We start from the raw sequence: 21133 nt of genomic DNA, 5'->3' as shown, positions 1-21133 counted from the left end.
GGTCAAATATAGTGGGGATGCGTTCAGATAAAAAATTGTTTTTAAGAGAACAACCAATAATTGTTAATTTTGCAACAAAGAAGGAAGACATGCTTGGATTAAAATTGCTTACAGACCCACGCTGGGCAAACATTGCTGAATCAAATCTGGGAGAAATTTTGACTGACCACGCCTGGTGTGAGCAGAAGGCGGCAACAAATGCCATTACATTGATCGCCGATAATTCTGAGCATATTGATCTTGTCGAAGAACTGACTGCGATTGCGATGGAAGAACTGCAGCATTTTCAGATGGTAGTAGCTATAATCCAACAACGTGGATACACTTTGGGGCGCCAGCGCAAGGACGATTATGTTGGGAGGTTAGTTAAGTTTAGTCGTAAGGACGGCAGCAGAAATGCTTCTTTTATCGACAGGTTATTGTTTGCAGCGATGATTGAGGCACGCAGCTGCGAACGGTTCCGGGTATTATCACAAAATATCAGCGATCCGGAGCTCGCCAAGTTTTATCATGACCTGATGGTTTCTGAAGCAGGTCACTATACAACATTCTTAAACTTTGCACGTAAATACACCATCGACATTGACGTAGAAAAGCGTTGGAAAGAATGGCTGGAATTTGAAGGGGAGTTGATTCAGAGTTATGGTAACAAGCAAGCGATTCATGGTTAATTTTTAAGCAGTCGTTCCTTTAGGTCCTTATATCTCGAACGACCAATTGGGAGGCTTTCGCCACTTTTTAAAAGTAAATCGTACCTACTTCCTGGGGCAACGATGATTTTTTCTGCCTGTTCTACGGGAATGAGATACGACTTGTGAATCCGTTCAAAATTTGAAGGAAGGAGTTGTTCCAACTTTTCTAGTGATTTATCGTGTAATGCGGAGGTTCCGTTCTTAAGATGGAGCTCTGTGTAAATTCCAGCTCCTTTAATATATTTCACCTCCTCAATATTTATGAGTTTAATGCTTCCTGATTTCTTTACCGAGAGAAATTGCAACGCTGCCTCTTGTTTTTTCTTAGGCGTTGTTAAGCGCATAAATGCCTGATCAAGGCGGTCTTCAGTAAAAGGTTTAGGCACAAAATCCAAAACGCCGTATGCAAATGCAGTGATTGCTTTTTCAGTATATGCAGAAATGATAATAGTATGAAAGGAGCAGGCTGTTACTGTTTTAAGTAGTTCAAATCCATCTTCTCCATTCAGGTTTAAATCTAACAACAGAAGATCTATTTCATGCGACTGCAGGTATTTTAGCGCTGAACCGAGTGAATCCATTACCTGAATTTGCGCTAAGTTACCACCAAAGAAAAGTGTGGTCATTCTTTCCAGTCGGCGTGCAATCCTGGCTTCGTCTTCAACAATAAGTATGTTCATCATGTGTAGATAGTAATGGTGTTTAACCAGCCGGTTTTGGTAGCCCCGGACTGGAAATCCCAGTTTTTACCATAGCTTTCTTCCAGTCGGGCTGCAACATATTTAAAACCGGTGCCACGGTTGCTGGTTATCGTTTTTTCACGATTGCGGGCGATAGTTTCCAAACTATAGATCCGTGAGTTAAGTGTTTTTTGATAGTTCAGTTTAAAAGCGACGGTATGACTGGTGTCTGGAGCACTATGGGTTATGCCATTTTCCAGAAGTGTGTGAATTATTGCAGGCGGGATCAAGTCATGCGGATCAATCCCTGACTCCTGCCAGTCGTAATTGATTTCTTTCCTAAAAGACATTAGCCTCAAATGTGTCTTGCAGAGATCTATCTCCGTTTGCAGGGGGATTAGTGTTTGGTCGGATATCGTGTTGAATAAATCAAACTCCTCGGCGAGCGCCTGGAGGAAAACGGCTCCCTGGGCAGGAGATTCTTCAACCCAGTCTATCAGTGAAGTTAGCGTATTTTTAATGAAATGGGGCTGTATGTTCTTTTTGATGAGCTCCAGTTGCAGTCTTGACGATAGTTGGATTGCAGCATCATGTGCTTTTTCCGCCTCCCTGGTTTTGACGGTGTGCAGATAGAGCATGCAGATTACAATAATGGTAAAGCTGATGAAAAGGCCAAAATCATAAACAAGAAAATAGTTGACTACTGCACTTGCAATTAGACCTGATAGAACGATGAGTCCGCCGATTTCTTTCTTGCGAATGGCATTGAGTACAATGAGTACTGTGGTGGCCCACATGGTATAGCTGAGGTACATGGCAGTGATATCATAATGTCTGAAGTTGTACCAATAAACAGCTAATAGTGCGATTAGTAATATGCAAATTATTAGGAGGCGATGCTTCAAATTGAATTGAATGGTAAAATAAAAAGGCACCAGAATCGCGATGGCGAAAGTTATCCAGCCGATAAATTCAAGTCGGAGATAGAACTTTGTATAAGGAATGTCGACATAGAATTTTACGAACTCCAGAATTAGCAGGGTGAAAAAAAGCAGACATACGACTCCAAAAACCAGAATTGAGAGATCCTTCTTGTTGCTGTTCATATACAACAAAAAGTAATAAAGCGCCGCGATAAAGAATGCTCCGGCCATGAGGTTCATGAATGACATGATTATTAATGGCACGCGTTCCAGATTTTTATAGCTATCCAGCTTGATGTCAAATCCTCTTTGTGTTGTCTGTTTGTGCGCCTGGGTAGCCCTGATAGCGATGACGTGATTTCCATTTTGGGATAAACTATCGGGAACCATGTAAGTATGGTATTCGGTGCCCGGACTTTCAGGTAGCCCTTTCATGGCCAGATTCCCATTCTTGCCGATACGTACCCCATCCCAATAAACTTCGTGTGCACCAAATGCAAACACGATCATGCCAAGCGTTTCGGTGTTTAACCCGCTTATCTGCACTGGGATTCTCACCCAGAAAACACTGTCGCGTGTAAGTCCGCGGTCAGTACGCCATCCCGCTGATTTATAATTCGGTTGTGCCCATTTCAGACTATCTCCTGTGCGGTAAACGACTTCAGATTGCTCATAGTTAACTGCAGGTGTATAGAAGGCAAAGCCCAATGAGATCAAAAGGTATAAGGTTAAGCGCATAAAGTAAAGATAGGAATAACTTGCATTGATGAATTGCAGTAGAAAAGGATATAGAGCAGTTGGCAGGTTTGTATTACACTATTGATAATCGGCGGCCTATCCTTGCTGAAGAAATAAATCAAATCATGAAATTACACGCCTTTTTATTCTTGTTTATCATTATTCAACTGCCAGGTTATCTTTTTGCTCAAGATGCAGGTACCTCCATTATTTATGGCAAAGTACTTGATTCGGTTACCAAAGCGCCAGTCCCGTATGCTACAGTTAGTATTTATAATACCAATGCTACATTGGTAGCTAGCTCCATCACTGAAGAGTCAGGCTTATTTAAGTTGGAAAAACTTCCGAAAGGCGGCTTCCTATTGACTGTTAGTTACATGGGATACCAGTCGATCCGCAAGGCGGTAAATATTACCGACGGTACACAAAATGCGGGCGGTTTGATGTTGACTCAGGATCCGGCGATGTTGAAGGAGGTTGTTGTAAATGGAGATAAGCCCGCTGTTAGTTTTAAGCTTGATAAAAAGGTGTTTGAAGTGGGTAAAGATATATTGGCACAGAGTGGATCGGCAAATGACATCCTGAATAGTGTACCTTCAGTATCAGTAAGCCCTTCTGGGGGGATAAGTTTACGGGGAAACAATAATGTGTATGTGATGATCAACGGCAGGCGCTCAGGGTTAACCCAAAATGATGCGTTGGATCAGATTCCGGCTGCTCAGATTGAGCGCATCGAGGTGATTACAAATCCTTCGTCGCGTTATGACGCTGCCGGATCTGCAGGAATTATCAACATTGTGCTGAAGAAAAACAAAAAGTCAGGTTTTAACGGGCAGGTGAGACTTGTTGGTGGCAGCCCGAACGACTCACGTATTAATCCAAGTCTTAATTATAAATCTGAGAAGATAAATATATTTTCGACGTTTGGGATCAGGAAATCAGATTATGTAGGGTTATATACAACTAATCAGCAAACGATCGTATCGGGACAGAAATCATTTCTCGATCAGGTTCAGCATGAGAAGAGGCATGATGATGGAAAACTACTTTATATGGGTGCTGATTATCTGATCAATGATAAGAACACCATTACTGCGGCGTTTCTACTGAATGCTACGCGGGATCACGACAGAACAAATCTGGACTATAATTATAGCAAAGCGACCGGAGTTAAGGATAGCGTATTGAGCAGATCAGGGGAGTCCTGGGAGAAGCGGAATTATAATCAGGTAGAGTTTAACTACACAAAACTTTTTACCAGGCCTGGGAAAAAATTTACGGTTGATATGCAATATGATTTTTGGAATAGTGACAAGGACTGGCAGCTGGCGACACAAAAGACTGAACCAACGGCGACTTTGTTTCCTGGAATCCGTACGAGCTCGATCGGGTCGAGTAAAGATTTGTTGGTGCAGTCAGACTTGGTACAACCTTTTAGCAAAGATGGAATTGTGGAATTTGGGCTGAAATTAGAAAATAGAAAGGTAACGACAGACTACCAGGCCGAACAGGAGGTGAATGGTGGGTGGCGCATCTATCAGAACATTGATAATCAATTAACCTATAATGAGCTCATCGGCGCTGCGTATGCGCAGTTGGGAAATAAGGTTGGTAAGTTTGGTTATCAGCTTGGGTTGCGGACTGAGCTAACCCGGATAAGGATTGCCGATGCAAGCAATATGTTTAATACAGAGAAAGATTACACGCGGTTATTCCCTACAGTGAATATGAGTTATGCTATTACTACCGGCGCTACAGCGCAGTTAAATTATAGCCGCAGAATTAACAGGCCGTCGCTCAATTCTTTATACCCGTTTAATGAAATCACAGATTTTAACGCGCAATATGTTGGAAATCCCGATTTGAATCCATCGTATGCACACGTTGTTGAGCTCGGCTTTATAAGAAACTGGTCAAAACTTACCTTTAATCCCGCGGTTTACTATCAATATAATAAGGGTTATATTCAGGATTATACATTCAGAAATAGTAGTGGCATTTTTATCACTTCACCAATCAACATCATTAGTGAGATCAGAAGGGGAGTGGAGCTCTCTATGTTATATAGTCCGATGAAATGGCTGCAGGTAAATGCAGAAGGGAATTGGTACGACTTTAAGCAACAAGGTCTATTTCAAGGGCGTGATCTGGATTATACCGGTCAAATTTTAACAGCCAGGCTCAACGCGCAGGTTAAATTTACTGGAGGCTTTGGTTTGCAGGGGCGCTATAATTTTAACAGTGCACAAAGCAATGCGCAAAGCCGCACTGCGGCTATCCATTTTGCAGATTTTGGGATCAGTAAGAATTTGTTTAATAACAAGTCTACATTGGTGTTTGATGTGACAAATGTTTTCAATTCCAGGAAATTTAATACGCAGACTACGGGTGAAAATTACGTCCTCAATCAGATGAACAATCCTAATGCAGCACGATATCGTTTGAGCTATGTTTACCGGTTTAACTTAAAGGATGCTAAAGAGGTGCGGCAGGCAAAAACCGGAAACCGGAATTAAATTGCGTGCGATCGCGGGAGGAAGTCTGGGTTAAAATGACCAGGGTTTTGAATAATGGAGTGATTATTGTATCTGAATTTTCAAATCTCAAATTATGCTATTTATTCTTTCCTTACTCTTAAATGCCGCAGTTTTGTTAGGGCTTTCCACCATGATGTCGACGGTAACCATTAAAAATTATACAACAGGAATTATTGTTGCATTGGTTATTGGTTTGCTCAATGCGACGATTGGTTTCATTATCAGTTTTCCTATCAATGTGATCACTTTTGGCATTCTTTCCTTCGTTGTCCACCTGGTTGTAACGGCATTAATGATTAAACTAGCAGATTACCTGCTGTCAGATTTTAAGGTAGTAGGATTCAAGCCGGCACTTATCATCGCTGTAGTTATGGCTTTTGTAGATTTTTTGTTAATGGTTTTGTAATTTTTTTATTTTAAAACTGTTATTGTCTGTTTTTCTGGTTTTTATTCTGGTATTTACTGATTTTTTAATGTAATAATTAGAATATATTGATAATTTCGGGTTATACTGGTAGTTTTTGATACTTTATTGTGTTAAATTCGCTGTATAATCTTAATATTAGTTTTGAAATCATTAACCAGGCGCGATTTTTTAGGTAAAAGTTCTATTTTGGCTGCTGCAAGTTACCCGGCGATGTTGGCTTTGGGTATTTTAAAGGCTGCACCAGCACATGCATTTAATTTTGAAGGCAAAGGTAACGGGAAAAAGCTAATTATTTTAGGTGCCGGGCTTGCTGGTATGGCAGCTGCTTATGAGTTAAATAAGCTCGGCTACCAATGTACGATTCTTGAAGCTCGGGAGCGGACTGGAGGACGATGCTGGAGTATTCGAAACGGGAGTACGCATGAAGAAAGTGGCCACGGCCCTTCAAAAGCGAAATTTGATGAGGGTTTATATTTTAATGCCGGCCCCTCAAGAATTCCACACAACCACGAGCTTACCCTTCATTATTGTAAAGAACTTGGTGTGCCCATCCAGGTATACAACAATGTGAATGAAAGCACCTATTATTTCGCCGAAGGGAAGGGGCCGTTATCAAACAAAAAAATCCGTAATCGCGAAATTCATAATGACATCCGTGGCTATATGGCTGAGATGCTTTCTAAAACTATGGATCATGGGAATCTGGATGCACCATTAACTAAAGAAGACGGACAGAAGATCATTGAGTATCTGATGGCTGAAGGAGGGCTTGATGCAGATAAGTTATATAAGGCATCTGCAAGGAGAGGTTATATCGAATCTCCTGGAGCTGGTGATAAACCGGGTCGTATTGCTGATCCTCACAGTCTTGCGGATATTATCCATTCCGGGTTAATGGATCCCGATTTCTATAACGTGGCCGAATACACCTACGAGTTACAAATGACCATGTTTCAGGCTGTTGGTGGGATGGATAAAATTGCTCAGGCCTTTGAACGGAAAATTGCACCTATGCTCAAAACCGGGGCCGAGGTTTCGGCTATTACCAATACTGACACTGGTGTAAAAGTAGTTTATAAAGATAAAACTGGTACACACGAAATGGCCGGCGACCTATGTATTTGTACCCTTCCTTTGCCGGTACTCAGCAATTTGACTACTAATTTTTCTCCTGCGGTAAGTCGTGCGATAGACTACATCACCTACAACCAAACCGGCAAAATAGGATTGCAGATGAAACGTCGTTTCTGGGAGGAGGATGAGCATATCTATGGAGGTATTACACATACCAATAACGAGCTGACTCAGCTTTTTTATCCTTCTTATGACTATTTAGATAAGAAAGGTATTTTAATCGGTTACTATAATTTTAACGAAAAGGCACAACAGGTTGGCGAATTGAGCTATGCAGACCGCGAGCGTCTGGCTCTGCAAAAGGGACGTCTTATCCATCCGCAGTATGACAAGGAATTTGAAAGTTCATTTTCTGTGAGCTGGCATAGAACGAAATATAATATGGGCGGATGGGCAGTTTACTCGGCGGAGACGCGAAAAAATGCTTACCCAGCATTATTGAAGCCCGATGGGCATGTATATTTTGCTGGAGAGCACCTGACGCATCTTAATGCCTGGATGGCCGGGGCGTTGGAATCCGCAAGGAGTGTTGTTGCCAATATCCATAGCCGGGTTACAGAATCACGCGTAAACTACCCTACAACAGAAATCAAAGGATAACCAAAATAAAAACAATCAAAATTATGGCAAACTCATTCAACCGCAGGACCTGGATTAAATCTACAGCCCTGATCGCCGGAGGCGCGGCGTTTTTCTCAGGAGGTATTACTCAATTGATGGCTATGCCAAAGCGTCTGCAACAAAGTTGGAGCGATAGACTTAATGATGAGGCGGCGGTATTGGAGCCAGCACCGGTAATGAAAGCTAGACTATCTGCAAACGAAAACCCTTTCGGCCCGTCGCCGGCAGCAAAGAAAGCTATTCAGGAATCTTTGGAGCTAAGCTATCAATATCCTTTTATGCGGATGCGTGAGCTGACTGGTAAAATTGCCGAATATGAAGGTGTTAAGCAGGATCAGCTGTTTATGGATGCCGGTTCTTCGCCGATTCTGCTTGCTGCGGCAATGTTCTATGGTAAAAATGGAGCTGAAATCATTTCTGGTGATCCTTCTTATAACGATCTTCCTTCAGACGCACAACGGCATGGGGCTACCTGGATCAAGGTTCCGTTGACAGCAGATTATAAGTTGGATCTGGACGCAATGGAAGCCAAAATAACCAGCAAAACAGGTTTGGTCTATATCTGCAATCCCAATAATCCAACTGCTACAATGCTGGACACTGCTAAACTGAAAGCTTTTTGTGAGCGGGTTAGTAAAAAAGTTCCTGTGTTTGTTGATGAAGCCTATATCGATTATATTCCTGATCCACAAAGTGTAAGTATGATTGATATGGTGAAGAAGGGAAATAACGTTATTGTTGCCCGTACCTTTTCCAAGCTATATGGCTTTGCGGGACTGCGTTGTGGTTATATCGTTGCCCAGCCCGAAGCGATCAAGGATATTTCCAAATATGCTGTGGGTTCAATGAGTCTGTCGGCACCTACTGTAGCTGCTGCTATCGCGGCCTATCAGGAGAAAGAATTTCTGCAAGATGCGCTGAAAAAGACGATGGCTTCAAAAGAATATCTGTATAGTGTTCTCAAAGCAGAAGGGTACACTTATATCCCCTCCTCGGCAAATTTCGTTATGTTCCCCTTGAAAATGGAGGGGTCTAAATTCTCCAAAGAAATGTCTAACCGTGGTGTGAGCATTCGTACCTGGAAAATCAACGGTGCCGAGTGGTGCCGGGTAAGCATTGGACGCATGGACGAAATGCAAGCCTTTGCCGAAGCTTTTAAACAACTTTCTTAATACCAATTAATTATTATGCGTAAATTATTACTCCTGTTGTTATTGTTGCCTGCTACACGATTTGTATATGCTCAGGCAAAACCTGTTAATCCCCGGCCGATTACCTTGGCGGAATATGAAAAGGCGAAAGTGTATTCTGTTGCTGACCTCGATAAGGATACGTACGTAAAGTTTGATAATATGTATGTTCTGGATAGATATGAGGGACGTAAACCTTATTTCATTACCGGTGATGACGGCTTGAAAAAGCGGATAGACTTGTATAAACTTATTGCTAAAGAAGGAATGCAGGAGCTTGGACTGATGGTGTTTTATACTACAGAGAAGGGGAAGATCTATAAAGCACTTGTTCCCGATTTCACGGCTGATGGGAAGGTTTGGGAAAAGTATTTCCAGGATATCGATAACATCAATAAGGAAGAGAAGAATTTTGTACTTAAACTATCTTATATCCTGTCCAAGGAACTGAGTTTTCAGCAGTATAAGGTGTTGAACACTGGAAAGGATATTTCAGAGGAAGCAGGTACCTATGGTAGTGACATTTGTTTTCCAGGTGATGAAGAAGTGGCAATGGCTGATGGTTCAAAGAAAATGCTGCGGGATGTTAAGGCAGGGGATGAGGTAATCACACTTGATCCGATGACAAATGTGCCATCGGCGGTAAAGGTGAGCGAACTGACTGTGCATGAAGCAAAAAACTATGCATTGACCAGTTTGGTGTTAATTTCAAGCCATACAAAAGAGGATTTAAGTGGGAAGCAGGTTTCTCTAAGCACTAAGGTGTTACAGGCTACGCCAAATCATCCGATGGAAACAAAAGCAGGTACAATTAAAATGGGCGAAGTAAAAGTTGGTCAGGAGCTGATCTGTCTGAATGAAAAAACCGGAAAATATGATGTTTATACCGTGTGGGATCGTGAAGAAAAGGCTGGGGGTACACAGAAAGTATACAACATGGTAGCTAGTGGAGGTACTACGTTTATTATGAACGGTGTTATGGTAAGACAAAAATAAAGCCCGTTCCTGGAAAAAAGCGTGGCCGGTTCTTATGCCGGCCACGCTTTTTTATTTTGTAATTCCTTCGAGACTGAAGATGAAAGCGTAGTTTAGTGCGACATCTTTTAGGTAGTCGAATCTTCCTGAAGCACCTCCGTGTCCGAAATCCATATCAGTTTTAAGTAAAAGGAGATGTTTATCTGTTTTTGTCGCCCTCAGTTTGGCAACCCATTTTGCAGGCTCAAAATATTGAACCTGACTGTCGTGCAGACCCGTTGTGACTAACATATTTGGGTAGTCTTTTTTCTCCACATTTTCATATGGCGAATAACTTTTCATGTACTGATAAGCATCTTTGTTTTTAGGATTTCCCCATTCATCAAATTCATTGGTCGTTAAGGGAATGCTTTCGTCTAGCATGGTGTTTACCACGTCGACAAAAGGCACATGTGCCAGAATCCCATTCCATAGGTTTGGCGCAAGGTTGGCAACAGCGCCCATTAGCAAGCCGCCGGCACTACCACCTTGAGCATACAAATGCCCCTTACTGGTAAACTGTGAATCGATCAGGAATTGTCCGCAGTCGATAAAGTCTGTGAAGGTGTTCATCTTTTTCATCATTTTGCCATCATCGTACCATTGACGTCCCATTTCCTGTCCGCCGCGTATATGTGCTATTGCATATACGAAACCTCTATTCAATAAGCTAAGGGCGTTGGAGGAGAACGCTGCATCCATGCTCATGCCGTAAGAACCGTATGCATAGAGCAGGAGGGGAGCTGTGCCATCCTTTTTAAGGCCTTTTTTATAGACCAGCGAGATAGGGATTTTTGTTCCATCCTTTGCCGTCGCATAAATGCGTTCAGTGATGTAATCTGTTTTGTTGTATCCACCGATTACTTCCTGCTGTTTCTTCAGTATCTGCTGTTTTGTCGACATATTGTAGTCATATGTTGACGAAGGTGTCGTCATAGAAGTATAACGGTATCTGAAGGTGTTGCTGTTAAATTCAGGATTGGCACCCACGCTTGCAGTATATGTTGGTTCATCAAATTTGATATAATGTTCATGACCATTGAAATCCATCACGCGTAGCTGTGCAAGGCCATTTTTACGTTCGGCAAGAACCATGTAATCTTTAAATTCCTCTACACCAGATAAAAGTACGTCTTTTCGGTTCGGGATTATTTCCTTCCAGCTGTCTTTGCCGGTATTGTTAAAAGGAGCTTCCATCAAACGAAAGTTATGTGCGTTCCAATTGGTCACAATCAAAAATTTGTGTTCCAGGGGAATAATATCATATTTAACATCCTTCATCCTTGGCTGAAATACGTTAAAAGGAGCGTCAGGCTTGTCGGCCTCTATCATCCTGATCTCGTCAGACATTGTTGCGGAGGAATAAATGAAGATGAATTTTCCTGATTTTGATTTAGCTACACCGATATAGTTTGATTTATCTTTCTCTTCATAAACCACAACGTCATCTTTTGGATCGCTACCAATCCTATGTTTTTTTATTTTTTCACTTAATAGTGTGACAGCGTTCTTATCCGTGTAAAAAATCGTTTTATTGTCCTGAGCCCAAACGGCATCTCCCTCAGTATTGGGGATTTCATCCTTCAATATTGCGCTAGTTTCCAGGTTTTTGATGTACAGTGTGTACTGTCGGCGGGATACCTCATCAACGCCATATGCCATTAGTTTGTTGTCAGGACTAATGCTAAATCCCGACACGCTGAAATAAGCATGTCCTTTAGCCATTTCATCTACATCTGCCAGGACTTCTTCTTTGGCATCCATGCTACCTTTCTTACGGCAATATTTATAGTATTGTTTACCGTCTTCAGTTTTGCTGTAATAGAAATACCCATTTTTGAAGACCGGAACTGATTCATCTTTTTCCTTGATCCGACCTTTTAATTCTTTGAAAAGATCTTCCCTGAATGCTTTGGAACCGCTCATCATGGTATCCAGGTATTTGTTTTCGGCCTTTAAATAATCGACTACCTTAGTACTGTCTGGACCCTTTTTGAAGTAGTCAATCATCCAGTAGTAGTTGTCTATCACGGTATCTCCGTGCAAAATACGTTTGTGCGGGTTAATTTCGGCTACCGGAGCGTTGGCATCCGGCCATTTGTATTGCGTCATTTTTGTTTCTTTGGTGCTACAGCTTATTACTGTAAAAGGTAATAGCAATTGGATTAGTTTTGTTTTGATTGACATCCGAGTAAGCTTATAATCAGATGTTAAGGTAAGTTTTTTTACCTGGATTCCATATTTCTGATTATGCATAAGATGTTTGCTCCGCCAATATCTATATTTATCTCCGGATTAATAAATTATTAAAGGCGATGTATTTCGAATTCGGATTAAGAAGTTCTGTACTGCTGATATTTTTCACACATCTGCTGGTTTACGCCCTGCTTACCTGGAGGAGAAGTATTAAACAGAGCCGCCTATCAGATCGTTTTCTTGCCATTTTCTTATTGCTTTCTGCGCTTTTTATTTTTCCATGGATGTCTGGCTTTGCCGGTTGGTACGATACACAGCCTTACCGGGAAATCCTTTTCTATACACCTTTTATCCAGGCTTACTTTTTCGGGCCGCTACTGTATTTGTATGTTAAAAGTTTAACGGATGCGAGCTATCGCATACAAAAAAGAGATTATCTGCACTTTATTCCTGGTTTTCTTTATCTGATCTGGTCTGTCGTTGTAGTTATTGCCGATAAATTCATAATAGGGCATTACTTTTTAATGAACGGGCGAACTGACCCTGATTTTGATAAATGGTATGGTTATACCTGGTCTTTAAGTGTGTTGATCTATCTGGTTCTTACAATTCGCTATTATTTAAAGTATAGGATATACACTTATTTTGAACTATCATTTGCTGATACCGCCGGATTTAAGTGGTTAAGGAATTTTCTTTATGCATTTTCCCTGTTGACTATTTTATTTGTTTCAGAGCAGATCATCTCCAGTTTCGTCAATCTGATGTATATCCGTTCCTGGTATTATTTCTTTGCTTTTGCCATAATTGTGTACTGCATGGCTATCGGTGCCTACCATGCGCCAACGACAGGATTGTTAAAACTCAATTTTAAACCTGAGCTTTTATCGACATATCAGCAATTTGAGCTCGAAATTGAGAAATCGGATATTGATATAGACTATGAGCTGGTGACCTCGGTTGCACGAGACCATGAGTGGATGGATCCCTGGGAGCAAGCGTTACTTTATCAGATTAGCGTCGAGAAAGTCTACCTCAATCCTAGTCTGACATTAACAGAATTGGCGAAGAAAATGGGTACAAATGCTTCTTTGTTGAGTAAAGTGATCAATAGCCGTTTTGGAATTAGGTTTAATGAGCTGATTAATAAATACCGTGTTAAGGAAGTAATCACGTTAATGAAAGATCCGGCTTATAAAAATTTGAATTTGCTTGCCATTGCATACGATGCTGGTTTTAATTCTAAATCGACTTTTAACCGGGCTTTTAAAAAATCTACAGGTGCTAGCCCAAAGGACTATCTGGTGCGATAGAAATTCGGCCCAAATTGGTGTCAAATCATGTTTTGAAGCGATCGACAATTATTTACTGTTGATTTTGCGATCAAAAAAAACATGAAATCATTTTTATTTACTGTGCTCAGCATATGCTGTCTTCAGGCATCTGCACAAACAGATACCGCTAAGATCAAACTCAACGAGGTTAAGATTGTTGGAAGGCAGTCGCTGATCCAACAAAGGACAGATCGGTCTGTTATAGTTGTTAACAACCAGATCAGGCAACTTGCAGATCACGCGTTAGATTTGCTTAGACTGGCTCCGGGGATCACAATATCTGATAACGAAGATGCGCTGCAGATGAACGGTAAAGATGCTGTTGAGGTCATGATTAACGACAAAGTTGTGAAGATGTCCGGTCGCGATTTGGTTAAGTTGCTCAAATCGCTGCCGATTGCTACTGTAGCGCAATTGGAGATTATGACGAATCCATCAGCGAAATATGATATATCGGGAAATTCCGGGTTACTGAACATTAAAACTAAGCGGATCAGTAACAATGGCATTACTGGAAATGTAGATTTATCTCACTCGCAGGCGGGTCATAGCATGGGTGATTTATCTAATACACTTAATTACGGAGCCGATCAACTCGCGGTATCGTCTTATCTGGCTTATCATTACGGTAATTATCCTAGCAGGAGCAATCTGGAACGTTTGGTGGATCAGGGAAAGCTGGATCAAGTTAAAAATAGTGCAGATAAATGGCGGGATCCGGCCTTACGTTTGACGGCTGAGTACTACATCGATGATAAACAAATACTTGGGGCTTTACTAGCCTATGAGCGGAGCAGAAATACAGGTTCGTATGAAGCTGATGCAACCCTCTTTCCAGATTTTGGCGTACCAACAAAATCCCACACACGGTCGTTTGGACCTAATACCAGCAATTGGAAAACTTATAATCTGAATTACCGGTTTGCGGATACGCTAGGTACAGAATTCAGTCTGGATCTGGATAGGTCCTTATTCCATAAAGATAACCTGAATACAGTGACTACAACGTTTTCTATTCAGGAATTGGACGATATAAATTACCAGACTTTTACTGGTATTGCAATCAATTCGTTGAAAGGCGATTATTCTAGAAATTGGAAAACTAAACTGAAACTGGAAGCCGGTTTCAAAATCTCTGGGGTACGCACTGATAATGAGCTTTCTGTACATGCGGCCCCAATGAAGGGTGGCTTGGTTGAACGTAGCAAGGATAACTTCCTCTACCGTGAGGATGTAAACGCTGCCTATGTTAACCTTGGCAAAAGTTATCTGAAATGGGGATGGCAAATGGGATTACGGCTGGAGCACAGTAAAATTAAAGGAATGGCCACTTCGGATAACGAGTCGGTGCTGATAAAACCTGATTCGGTATATTGGAACCTGATGCCTGCGGTATACCTTACATTCAGACCATCAAGTGTGCACAATTTCAGACTTTCAGTTAACCAACGAATTAAAAGGCCGAATTATACAGCATTGAGGCCGTTTACCTATCAGATCGATGCATTCAATGTGGAGACTGGTAATCCCGGTCTGAGGGTTCAAAAAAACACCAATGCAGAATTAAGCTATAGCTTTAAAGACAGAATTACGATCAGTGCCTCCTATGCACATACTGACGATTTTTTTACGCCGGTGCTTTTTTTGCGGGAAGATGTATTTTACCAAACTACGGCGAATGCCGGAACGATGGACAATTGGAATTTCCTGTTGAACTATCCGGTTAAGGTTAGTAGATGGTGGAATATGGTCAATAAGCTAACTGGTTTTCATAATCAATTTAACGGACAGCTTTTTCAAGGTGTCCTTGATGATGGTAAATGGAGCTACGGAATGTCGACTGCTCAGCGTTTTAATTTGCCTAAAAACTATCTCGTAACATTGAATGCGCGGTATACATCTTCGTTAAAAAACTTGATTTACAGTCAGAGGGACAATGCGAACGTCAGTATTGGCATCAGCAAGAAGTTATTTAAAGAACAGGCAAGCTTTCGTATTGGTGTGAGCGATTTGTTTGAAACACAACGGACCTATACCGATGTGAATTTTATGAACCTGATTTATTCAGAATGCGAAACCTGGGAAAGTCGTAGGTTTTCGATGGGATTTAGCTGGCAGTTTGGGAATAAAAAGGTAAGGCAGACTAAGGAAAGAAGTATCGGTGGTGCGGATGAAAAGAGCCGGAGTTAGCTGTTAACCCGGATGTCACTAAACAGACAAAGCAGACCTATGGCCTGCCTGTCAGTTTAGTGACTAGCTGTCTCCGTGATCGCCGTTTTTTCAACCGGGGTTGTTGGAGTAGCGAACTTTATCGATATCGTTTTGTTTGCTGTTACTTGTTTGTCTTTTTTAACTATTGGAGGTGGAAACTTGACCTGATCTGTTTTTTTTACACCAGACTTTGGCCTCGGTTCAATTGGCGGTGGCGGCGGTGCGATCTGATCAGGTTTCTTTACATTGGATTTTGGTCTTGGTTCTACAGGTGGGGGTGGCGGTGCGATTTGATCTTTTCTTACAATCGGAGGGGGGAATTTAACCTGATTTTGTTTTTTTACTTTGTTTTTTGGCTTAGGTTCTACTGGTGGCGGTGGGGGAGCCTGCACATCTGATTGATGTTTGATGTCGATGACAGTTGGAATTCCTGATTTTTTTGTTTGGATATCAAGTACTACAGGAACTTCTACCTGGTATGGCGTCTGTGTTTTCCTTGTGGTGTCTTGAAGGTTTGCATTAACCGGATATAAATCCAGTACGCCATAATCTTTTGTAAATGCCATAGTCGACATGCAGATCATGCCTCCGGCAATGGGCAGCGCCAGCAGTAGTTTTAGTCTGGCTGCTCCGCCTGATTTTTGTTTGTTTAACATGTTGATTCTTTTTTTAAGTACAGATTGATTAAATATTTGATTTGTTAGTGAATTCGATGGGGCACCAAAGGAATGCTGGATCAGCAACATTGCATACTCATGTTTTGGAATGGCAGCCCTGGTTGTGAGGTCATCCGCAATATATTCGTGGATCAGTTTGATATCCTTTTTGTACAGATAGGTAACAGGGTTAAACCATCCAGCAATTTGCACGAGCTCAAAGAACAGCACATCGATACTATGCTTTTGCTGAATATGAACCAGTTCATGCCTAATAACTGCCTCCTTTTCGGGGATATTGGGATTTATAAAGAGCAGTCCGAAGAAGGAGAAGGCAGTCTGTTCACCTTCTAGTTCCAGGTAATGCATTTTGGAATATTCTTTCCTTTTTGCAGTATTAGCGAAGACAAGAATCCGGATAATTCGTGTTGCGAGTGCAGTAAACAGAACCGCAGCAATAGCCAGATATGTTAGTGGAAGAAGGAACTCCGGGGATAAATAATCTATTTTCCCGACCATCTCAGCTGCTGTTTCTGGATATGCTTGCATATTTTGGGCTGGGAATCCGAACAACGTGAACAGGTATCCAATTTGTATCATCGGCATGCCAAAAGCGAGAACCGTTGTTAATAACAGGTAGTATCTATTAAGTGTATAGAAAGTTTCTTTTTGAAGAAATAGTCTGTAAAATGTATAGAAAACAACCAGATAAAGATTGGCTTCTAAAAGATAGTAGATCCAGTTCATGATTTCTTGTTTTTAAGTTGTTCGGCCAATCTGATCAGCTCGTCCAGATCATCCATTTCCATTTTCTTCTCATTCACCAGAAAGGAAACCAGACTTTGGTAAGAGTTTTCAAAATAGTTGTTCATCACCTTGTCCAGCGCAAAATGTTTGTATTCTTCTTCAGTAATTAATGGAAAGTAGATGTGCGTGTTGCCAATTGCTTTATGGTTGATGAAACCTTTATTTTCTAAGACACGAATTACAGTGGATACCGTATTGTAAGCCGGTTTAGGTGCATCCATTCGCTCGATTACATCTTTAACCAGACCTTCTTTCATCTCCCATAAAATCAACATTACTTGTTCTTCAGCTTTAGTCAGTTCTCTCATTACTATTGTTTGTATCGTTAATTAAAGTTACGACTATTTTTATAGTTGACAAACTATTTTAATAGTTTGATTATATCTATCTGATTTATAGATGTATAATTTTTTATTCAGCCATTAGGTAGATGAATATGATCCTAATCAGGCTCTAACTTTTTCCTTCTCTTAATGATTTATTTCCATTTTTGACTATTAAAAAGTGAAGGATATATCCTGGAAAAAGAAGGACAACGCAATTGCCTTACTTTGGGATGACAATCCACATATGCATATTCGACACGGGGTCGACAAGGCATTAACGCGCCCTTTAGCCGGGGTAATGCCGCGTCAAGGGCGCGTCAACCCCCCGTGTGTGCCCCGTTTGCCTATAATTTGTCGATAACGTTTTAAAAACTTGCCCTAAACTAGCTGCGACGCCGGCAGCACGCTGCCTTCAGCTTTCTTTTACCCGGATTACTGCCTTTGGATTAAATAAAAAAAACTAATTTTACCACTGATGAAATTGTTTGGCAACGCCCAGAATTCAGATCCTATGACCGATGAATTGCTTTTGAAGCGATATCTTGAAACAGGTGATCTTAAGTTTCTGGGTACCTTGTATCAGAATCATGCGGCGATGGTGTATTACGTATGTATGAAATATCTGCAGGACAGTGAACTTAGCAAAGATGCAGTAATGCAGATCTTTGAAGAGCTGATCGTGAAGGTGAAGAAGCAGGAAATCAGGAATTTTGGCAGTTGGCTTCATATCGTAAGCAGAAACTATTGTTTGATGCAATTGCGGGCAGGTAAAAAAATGCAGCAGGTTTCTTTCGATGATGTTGTGGAATTTCCTGTGGATTTGCATCAGGAGGAAGCCGGTGCAAAAGAAAGGCAACTTACGGCACTGGAGCGCTGTGTTGAACAACTTCCGGAGAAACAAAAGCAAAGTATAGACCTGTTTTTTCTGAAGGAAAGGTGTTATAAAGAAATAGTTGATGATACTGGATATAGCTTAAATGATGTTAAAAGCTATATACAGAATGGAAAAAGGAATTTGAAAATTTGCATGGATAAGAATCGTGAAGCCTAACAGACCCGACATATCACTAATCAGGAAGTACCTAAACGGGGAGCTTGATGAAAGAGCTATGTACCAGCTGGAACGGCAGGCACAGGATAATCCGGCATTGCTGGATTTGATCGAAGGCATGGGAATGGGTGATCAGGTCAGAGATGAAGCTACTCTGCTTGAAATTAATTCATTAATTCAGCAGAGATCCCAAGCCGAAAAAACTGTGAAATTTGTGCCATGGAAAACATGGTCAGTAGCCGCATCGCTCTTGGTTTTATGCGGTGTAGGCGTATTGTGGCTGCAACAAAGAAAGCCAGACGCCACACAAGTTGTACAGAAAACGAAAAAAATGCCGGTACCGCAGGATCAGCCCTTGATTCCTGAAGCTGCAGTCAGTGCAAAATTGTCAGAGAATAAAGAAGTTATTGCATCGGTCATCCATAAGCAAAAAGCAAAAATACCTGAGATTAATACGTTAATACGTATAGAATCACCGGCAATGGAAAGTGCTCAGCCTGCGCCGATCGAAGCTAACAAAACAGCATCGGCGAGGATGTCGACGAGCGTATTGGCGAAGAGAATGGATTCAGCTTTCCAGTCAGATGGGGATTTACATGAAGTTGTTGTCGCAGGTTATGGCGCACAAAAAAAATCAGTTGATGCCAGGAGTATGTTGAAACCAGATTCCATTGTTGCTAGTACTGCATTAGCAGGAAAGGTAGCTGGCGTATCCGTACAATCGGCTGACCAGCGTGCAATTCGTATCAGGGGGAAAAGTTCCATTGACAACGCCGAGCCTGAATCAGGCTGGAAGGCCTACTCAAGATATCTTGAGAAAAAGGCCAAAAAAATTAATGGCGTTACCGGGATTGTTGTGTTAACTTTTAATCTTGATCAGGAGGGTAGGCCCATTGAAGTCGTAGTGCTAAACGGGCTTACTGATGCAGCTAACCAAAAGGCCATAGCGCTATTAAACAAAGGATCGAGATGGAAGCGGCAAGCGGGTACTGACGGTAGAATCACATTAGTTATCCAATTTCATTAATTAGTGTTTCACCTTGAACTGAAGTAACGCCCAGGTAGGCAGATCAAGGTATTTCAGTAATGTCCTTTCATATTTATCCTCCTGAACAGATTCACAATATTTCCTGATCCGCGGCACTAACGATTTGTTCTTAGCAGGGCTGTTGTTATAGGGATCCAACTGAATTGTTTTAAAGAGAAGTTTTTCTGATTTTAGTTGTTTTAATTTTTGTTGAAAAAAGCGTTTGTAGGACCTGATTTCATAAGTGAGAAATGTTGCATTTTTCAATTCGTAATGAATAATGATCTGGAGTAGCCGGACAGCTTTATATACTGGAAGAAGTGCATACTGGGCGCTTTCTGGAGTAATATCAATCAGATATTTTAGCGCTTTTTTATACTCCTTCTGCCCAAAGAACGCTAGACTGCAATAAAAATGAAGTTCCATTCTTTTCTCTACGTTGATCAGGTGGTATGCAGCCCAGAGGTTTGGTTCCAGTGTTTTAATATAGGCGATTGCTTCACTATAGTTCTGATTCTGGATTAACAGCTTTAGGCTGTAAACGGCAATTGTTTTTTGTAAGAGGTAGCGAAAATGGTCTGGACACGAGGTTACGTCGATTCCACTGATCTTATCGATGTAAAACGGCATTTGTTCATAATGTTGATTGGAATTCAAACTATCCAGAATGCCATCTAGCGAACTAAAATAGGCAATTGGCGGGTGTTCCTGTAAGTCAGTATTCTGCTCGAAAAGCTTATTTAGCTCCTGGAAAGTTTTCAAAGCAGATTTATGGTCGCCTGTATGTGTAAAGAAGAAACTTTGAAACAGGAGGTGGAGTTTTCGCGATTCAAAGCTGTTTTTAACCTTGCCGGCTACAAGGCTAACTTCGCTCAGCAACAGGTCATTGAGTTTCTTTTTGTCGTCGTCGGATTTTATGCCTCCATAATGAATCAATCTGTATTTAAGCAATTCATATAGTGAATAATGGCCTTCTATATGATGCATGGTACGTAATGATTCTTTAGCTTTCATCTGCATTTCCACAAGGTAAGTATCGCTCATGCCCGGAAAATCAACTTCGGAAAGATAATTCAGCTCGTATCGGAATGTCATATATTGTACAAAGTGGTTTTGAGATTCCTCGGCTTTCTTTCTGATTTTTTTTAATTCATGATGTGCTTCTTCTGCCAGTGAGCGTTCTTGAAGGATTTTAACACGCATCAGGCGCTGGAACAGATGAAAGAGGTTATCTTTTTCAATTTTAGACTGAATCAGCGAGTCGGTTATGAGTTTGACGAGATATCTTGACGCCGTATCCAGAGAAGACCCTGGAAACATTTTTTGATAGGCCTGGGCAATCGATCTGGTGTCTGTCAGCGCCTGATCAGCAATGAGGTCAAAAAGTCCCTGATAGTCTTTTTCGCCCTGTTGTTTTTCGGAGAATAATTTAAAATGTCTCTTTTCAGATCCTGATAAGGAGTTGATGAGTTTTAATGCGGTGAATGTGCTCGACATAAATCCTGCGGTCTATAATTTGGTTGTTATAAAAATACGATCATTTAAGCGTATGTTAATCAGATATATAAA

16 protein-coding genes are annotated in these 21133 nt (G+C 41.2%); 10 read left to right on the top strand and 6 right to left on the bottom strand.

Annotation, left to right across the window (positions count from 1 at the left end; genetic code table 11):
* Positions 1 to 89: 89 nt before the first annotated feature.
* Positions 90 to 671 carry a tRNA-(ms[2]io[6]A)-hydroxylase gene (miaE, locus tag CLV32_RS03565; protein ID WP_133553513.1) on the top strand — a complete coding sequence of 194 codons (582 nt, stop codon included), beginning with the start codon at positions 90 to 92 and terminating at the stop codon, positions 669 to 671.
* Here the strand turns inward: miaE and CLV32_RS03560 are convergent.
* Positions 668 to 1375, bottom strand: a complete 708-nt coding sequence (locus CLV32_RS03560) for a LytR/AlgR family response regulator transcription factor (protein WP_208110944.1) — start codon at positions 1373 to 1375, stop codon at positions 668 to 670. The genes miaE and CLV32_RS03560 overlap by 4 nt on opposite strands.
* Entirely contained in the window at positions 1372 to 3033 is a 1662-nt protein-coding gene (locus CLV32_RS03555; RefSeq protein ID WP_133552445.1) for a histidine kinase, read from the bottom strand. The genes CLV32_RS03560 and CLV32_RS03555 overlap by 4 nt, the downstream gene beginning before the upstream one ends.
* Before the next feature lie 125 nt (positions 3034 to 3158).
* On the opposite strand from CLV32_RS03555, the gene CLV32_RS03550 reads away from it, so the two are divergent.
* The 5 genes from CLV32_RS03550 (at position 3159) to CLV32_RS03530 (ending at position 9938) form a co-directional block, all read left to right on the top strand.
* A complete protein-coding gene (locus CLV32_RS03550; RefSeq protein WP_133552443.1) occupies positions 3159 to 5549 on the top strand; it encodes a TonB-dependent receptor domain-containing protein in 2391 nt (796 codons plus the stop codon).
* Positions 5550 to 5643: 94 nt separating this feature from the next.
* Positions 5644 to 5976, top strand: a complete 333-nt coding sequence (locus CLV32_RS03545) for a phage holin family protein (protein WP_133552441.1) — start codon at positions 5644 to 5646, stop codon at positions 5974 to 5976.
* A gap of 162 nt (positions 5977 to 6138) precedes the next feature.
* Entirely contained in the window at positions 6139 to 7731 is a 1593-nt protein-coding gene (locus CLV32_RS03540; RefSeq protein ID WP_208110943.1) for an FAD-dependent oxidoreductase, read from the top strand.
* Positions 7732 to 7754: 23 nt separating this feature from the next.
* Positions 7755 to 8924 (top strand): pyridoxal phosphate-dependent aminotransferase, encoded by a 1170-nt coding sequence (locus CLV32_RS03535; RefSeq protein ID WP_133552439.1) that lies wholly within the window; start codon positions 7755 to 7757, stop codon positions 8922 to 8924.
* Positions 8925 to 8939: 15 nt separating this feature from the next.
* Positions 8940 to 9938: a Hint domain-containing protein gene (locus tag CLV32_RS03530; RefSeq protein ID WP_133552437.1), complete on the top strand. Its 999-nt coding sequence runs from the start codon at positions 8940 to 8942 to the stop codon at positions 9936 to 9938.
* A gap of 51 nt (positions 9939 to 9989) precedes the next feature.
* Here the strand turns inward: CLV32_RS03530 and CLV32_RS03525 are convergent, their stop codons facing one another.
* Positions 9990 to 12068, bottom strand: a complete 2079-nt coding sequence (locus CLV32_RS03525) for a S9 family peptidase (RefSeq protein WP_133552435.1) — start codon at positions 12066 to 12068, stop codon at positions 9990 to 9992.
* Positions 12069 to 12271: 203 nt separating this feature from the next.
* Here CLV32_RS03525 and CLV32_RS03520 point away from each other — a divergent pair, with 203 nt between their 5' ends.
* Positions 12272 to 13465: a helix-turn-helix domain-containing protein gene (locus CLV32_RS03520; RefSeq protein WP_133552433.1), complete on the top strand. Its 1194-nt coding sequence runs from the start codon at positions 12272 to 12274 to the stop codon at positions 13463 to 13465.
* Positions 13466 to 13546: 81 nt separating this feature from the next.
* The gene (locus tag CLV32_RS03515; protein ID WP_133552431.1) at positions 13547 to 15676 is read left to right on the top strand and encodes an outer membrane beta-barrel protein; all 2130 of its coding nucleotides are present in this window, start codon (positions 13547 to 13549) and stop codon (positions 15674 to 15676) included.
* A 56-nt stretch (positions 15677 to 15732) separates the two neighbouring features.
* On the opposite strand, the gene CLV32_RS03510 is transcribed toward CLV32_RS03515, so the two are convergent.
* The gene (locus tag CLV32_RS03510; protein WP_133552429.1) at positions 15733 to 17100 is read right to left on the bottom strand and encodes a M56 family metallopeptidase; all 1368 of its coding nucleotides are present in this window, start codon (positions 17098 to 17100) and stop codon (positions 15733 to 15735) included.
* Positions 17097 to 17468, bottom strand: coding sequence for a BlaI/MecI/CopY family transcriptional regulator (locus CLV32_RS03505; protein WP_208110941.1), 372 nt, complete (start codon positions 17466 to 17468; stop codon positions 17097 to 17099). Before CLV32_RS03505 ends, CLV32_RS03510 begins: the two co-directional genes overlap by 4 nt.
* Before the next feature lie 493 nt (positions 17469 to 17961).
* Between CLV32_RS03505 and CLV32_RS03500 the strand changes: the two genes are divergently transcribed.
* Both CLV32_RS03500 and CLV32_RS03495 read left to right on the top strand, forming a co-directional pair.
* Positions 17962 to 18537, top strand: a complete 576-nt coding sequence (locus tag CLV32_RS03500; RefSeq protein ID WP_133552424.1) for an RNA polymerase sigma factor — start codon at positions 17962 to 17964, stop codon at positions 18535 to 18537.
* Positions 18527 to 19564: a hypothetical protein gene (locus CLV32_RS03495; RefSeq protein ID WP_133552422.1), complete on the top strand. Its 1038-nt coding sequence runs from the start codon at positions 18527 to 18529 to the stop codon at positions 19562 to 19564. The genes CLV32_RS03500 and CLV32_RS03495 overlap by 11 nt, the downstream gene beginning before the upstream one ends.
* On the opposite strand, the gene CLV32_RS03490 is transcribed toward CLV32_RS03495, so the two are convergent.
* Complete coding sequence (locus tag CLV32_RS03490) at positions 19565 to 21061, bottom strand: hypothetical protein (RefSeq protein ID WP_133552420.1); 1497 nt, start codon at positions 21059 to 21061, stop codon at positions 19565 to 19567. It abuts the gene before it with no gap.
* Positions 21062 to 21133: the final 72 nt, after the last annotated feature.

Origin of the sequence: Pedobacter duraquae (assembly GCF_004362245.1) — a bacterium.
GTDB lineage: Bacteria > Bacteroidota > Bacteroidia > Sphingobacteriales > Sphingobacteriaceae > Pedobacter > Pedobacter duraquae.
Note: the sequence above shows the minus strand (reverse complement) of the source record. Positions and strands in the feature narration are given on the sequence as shown.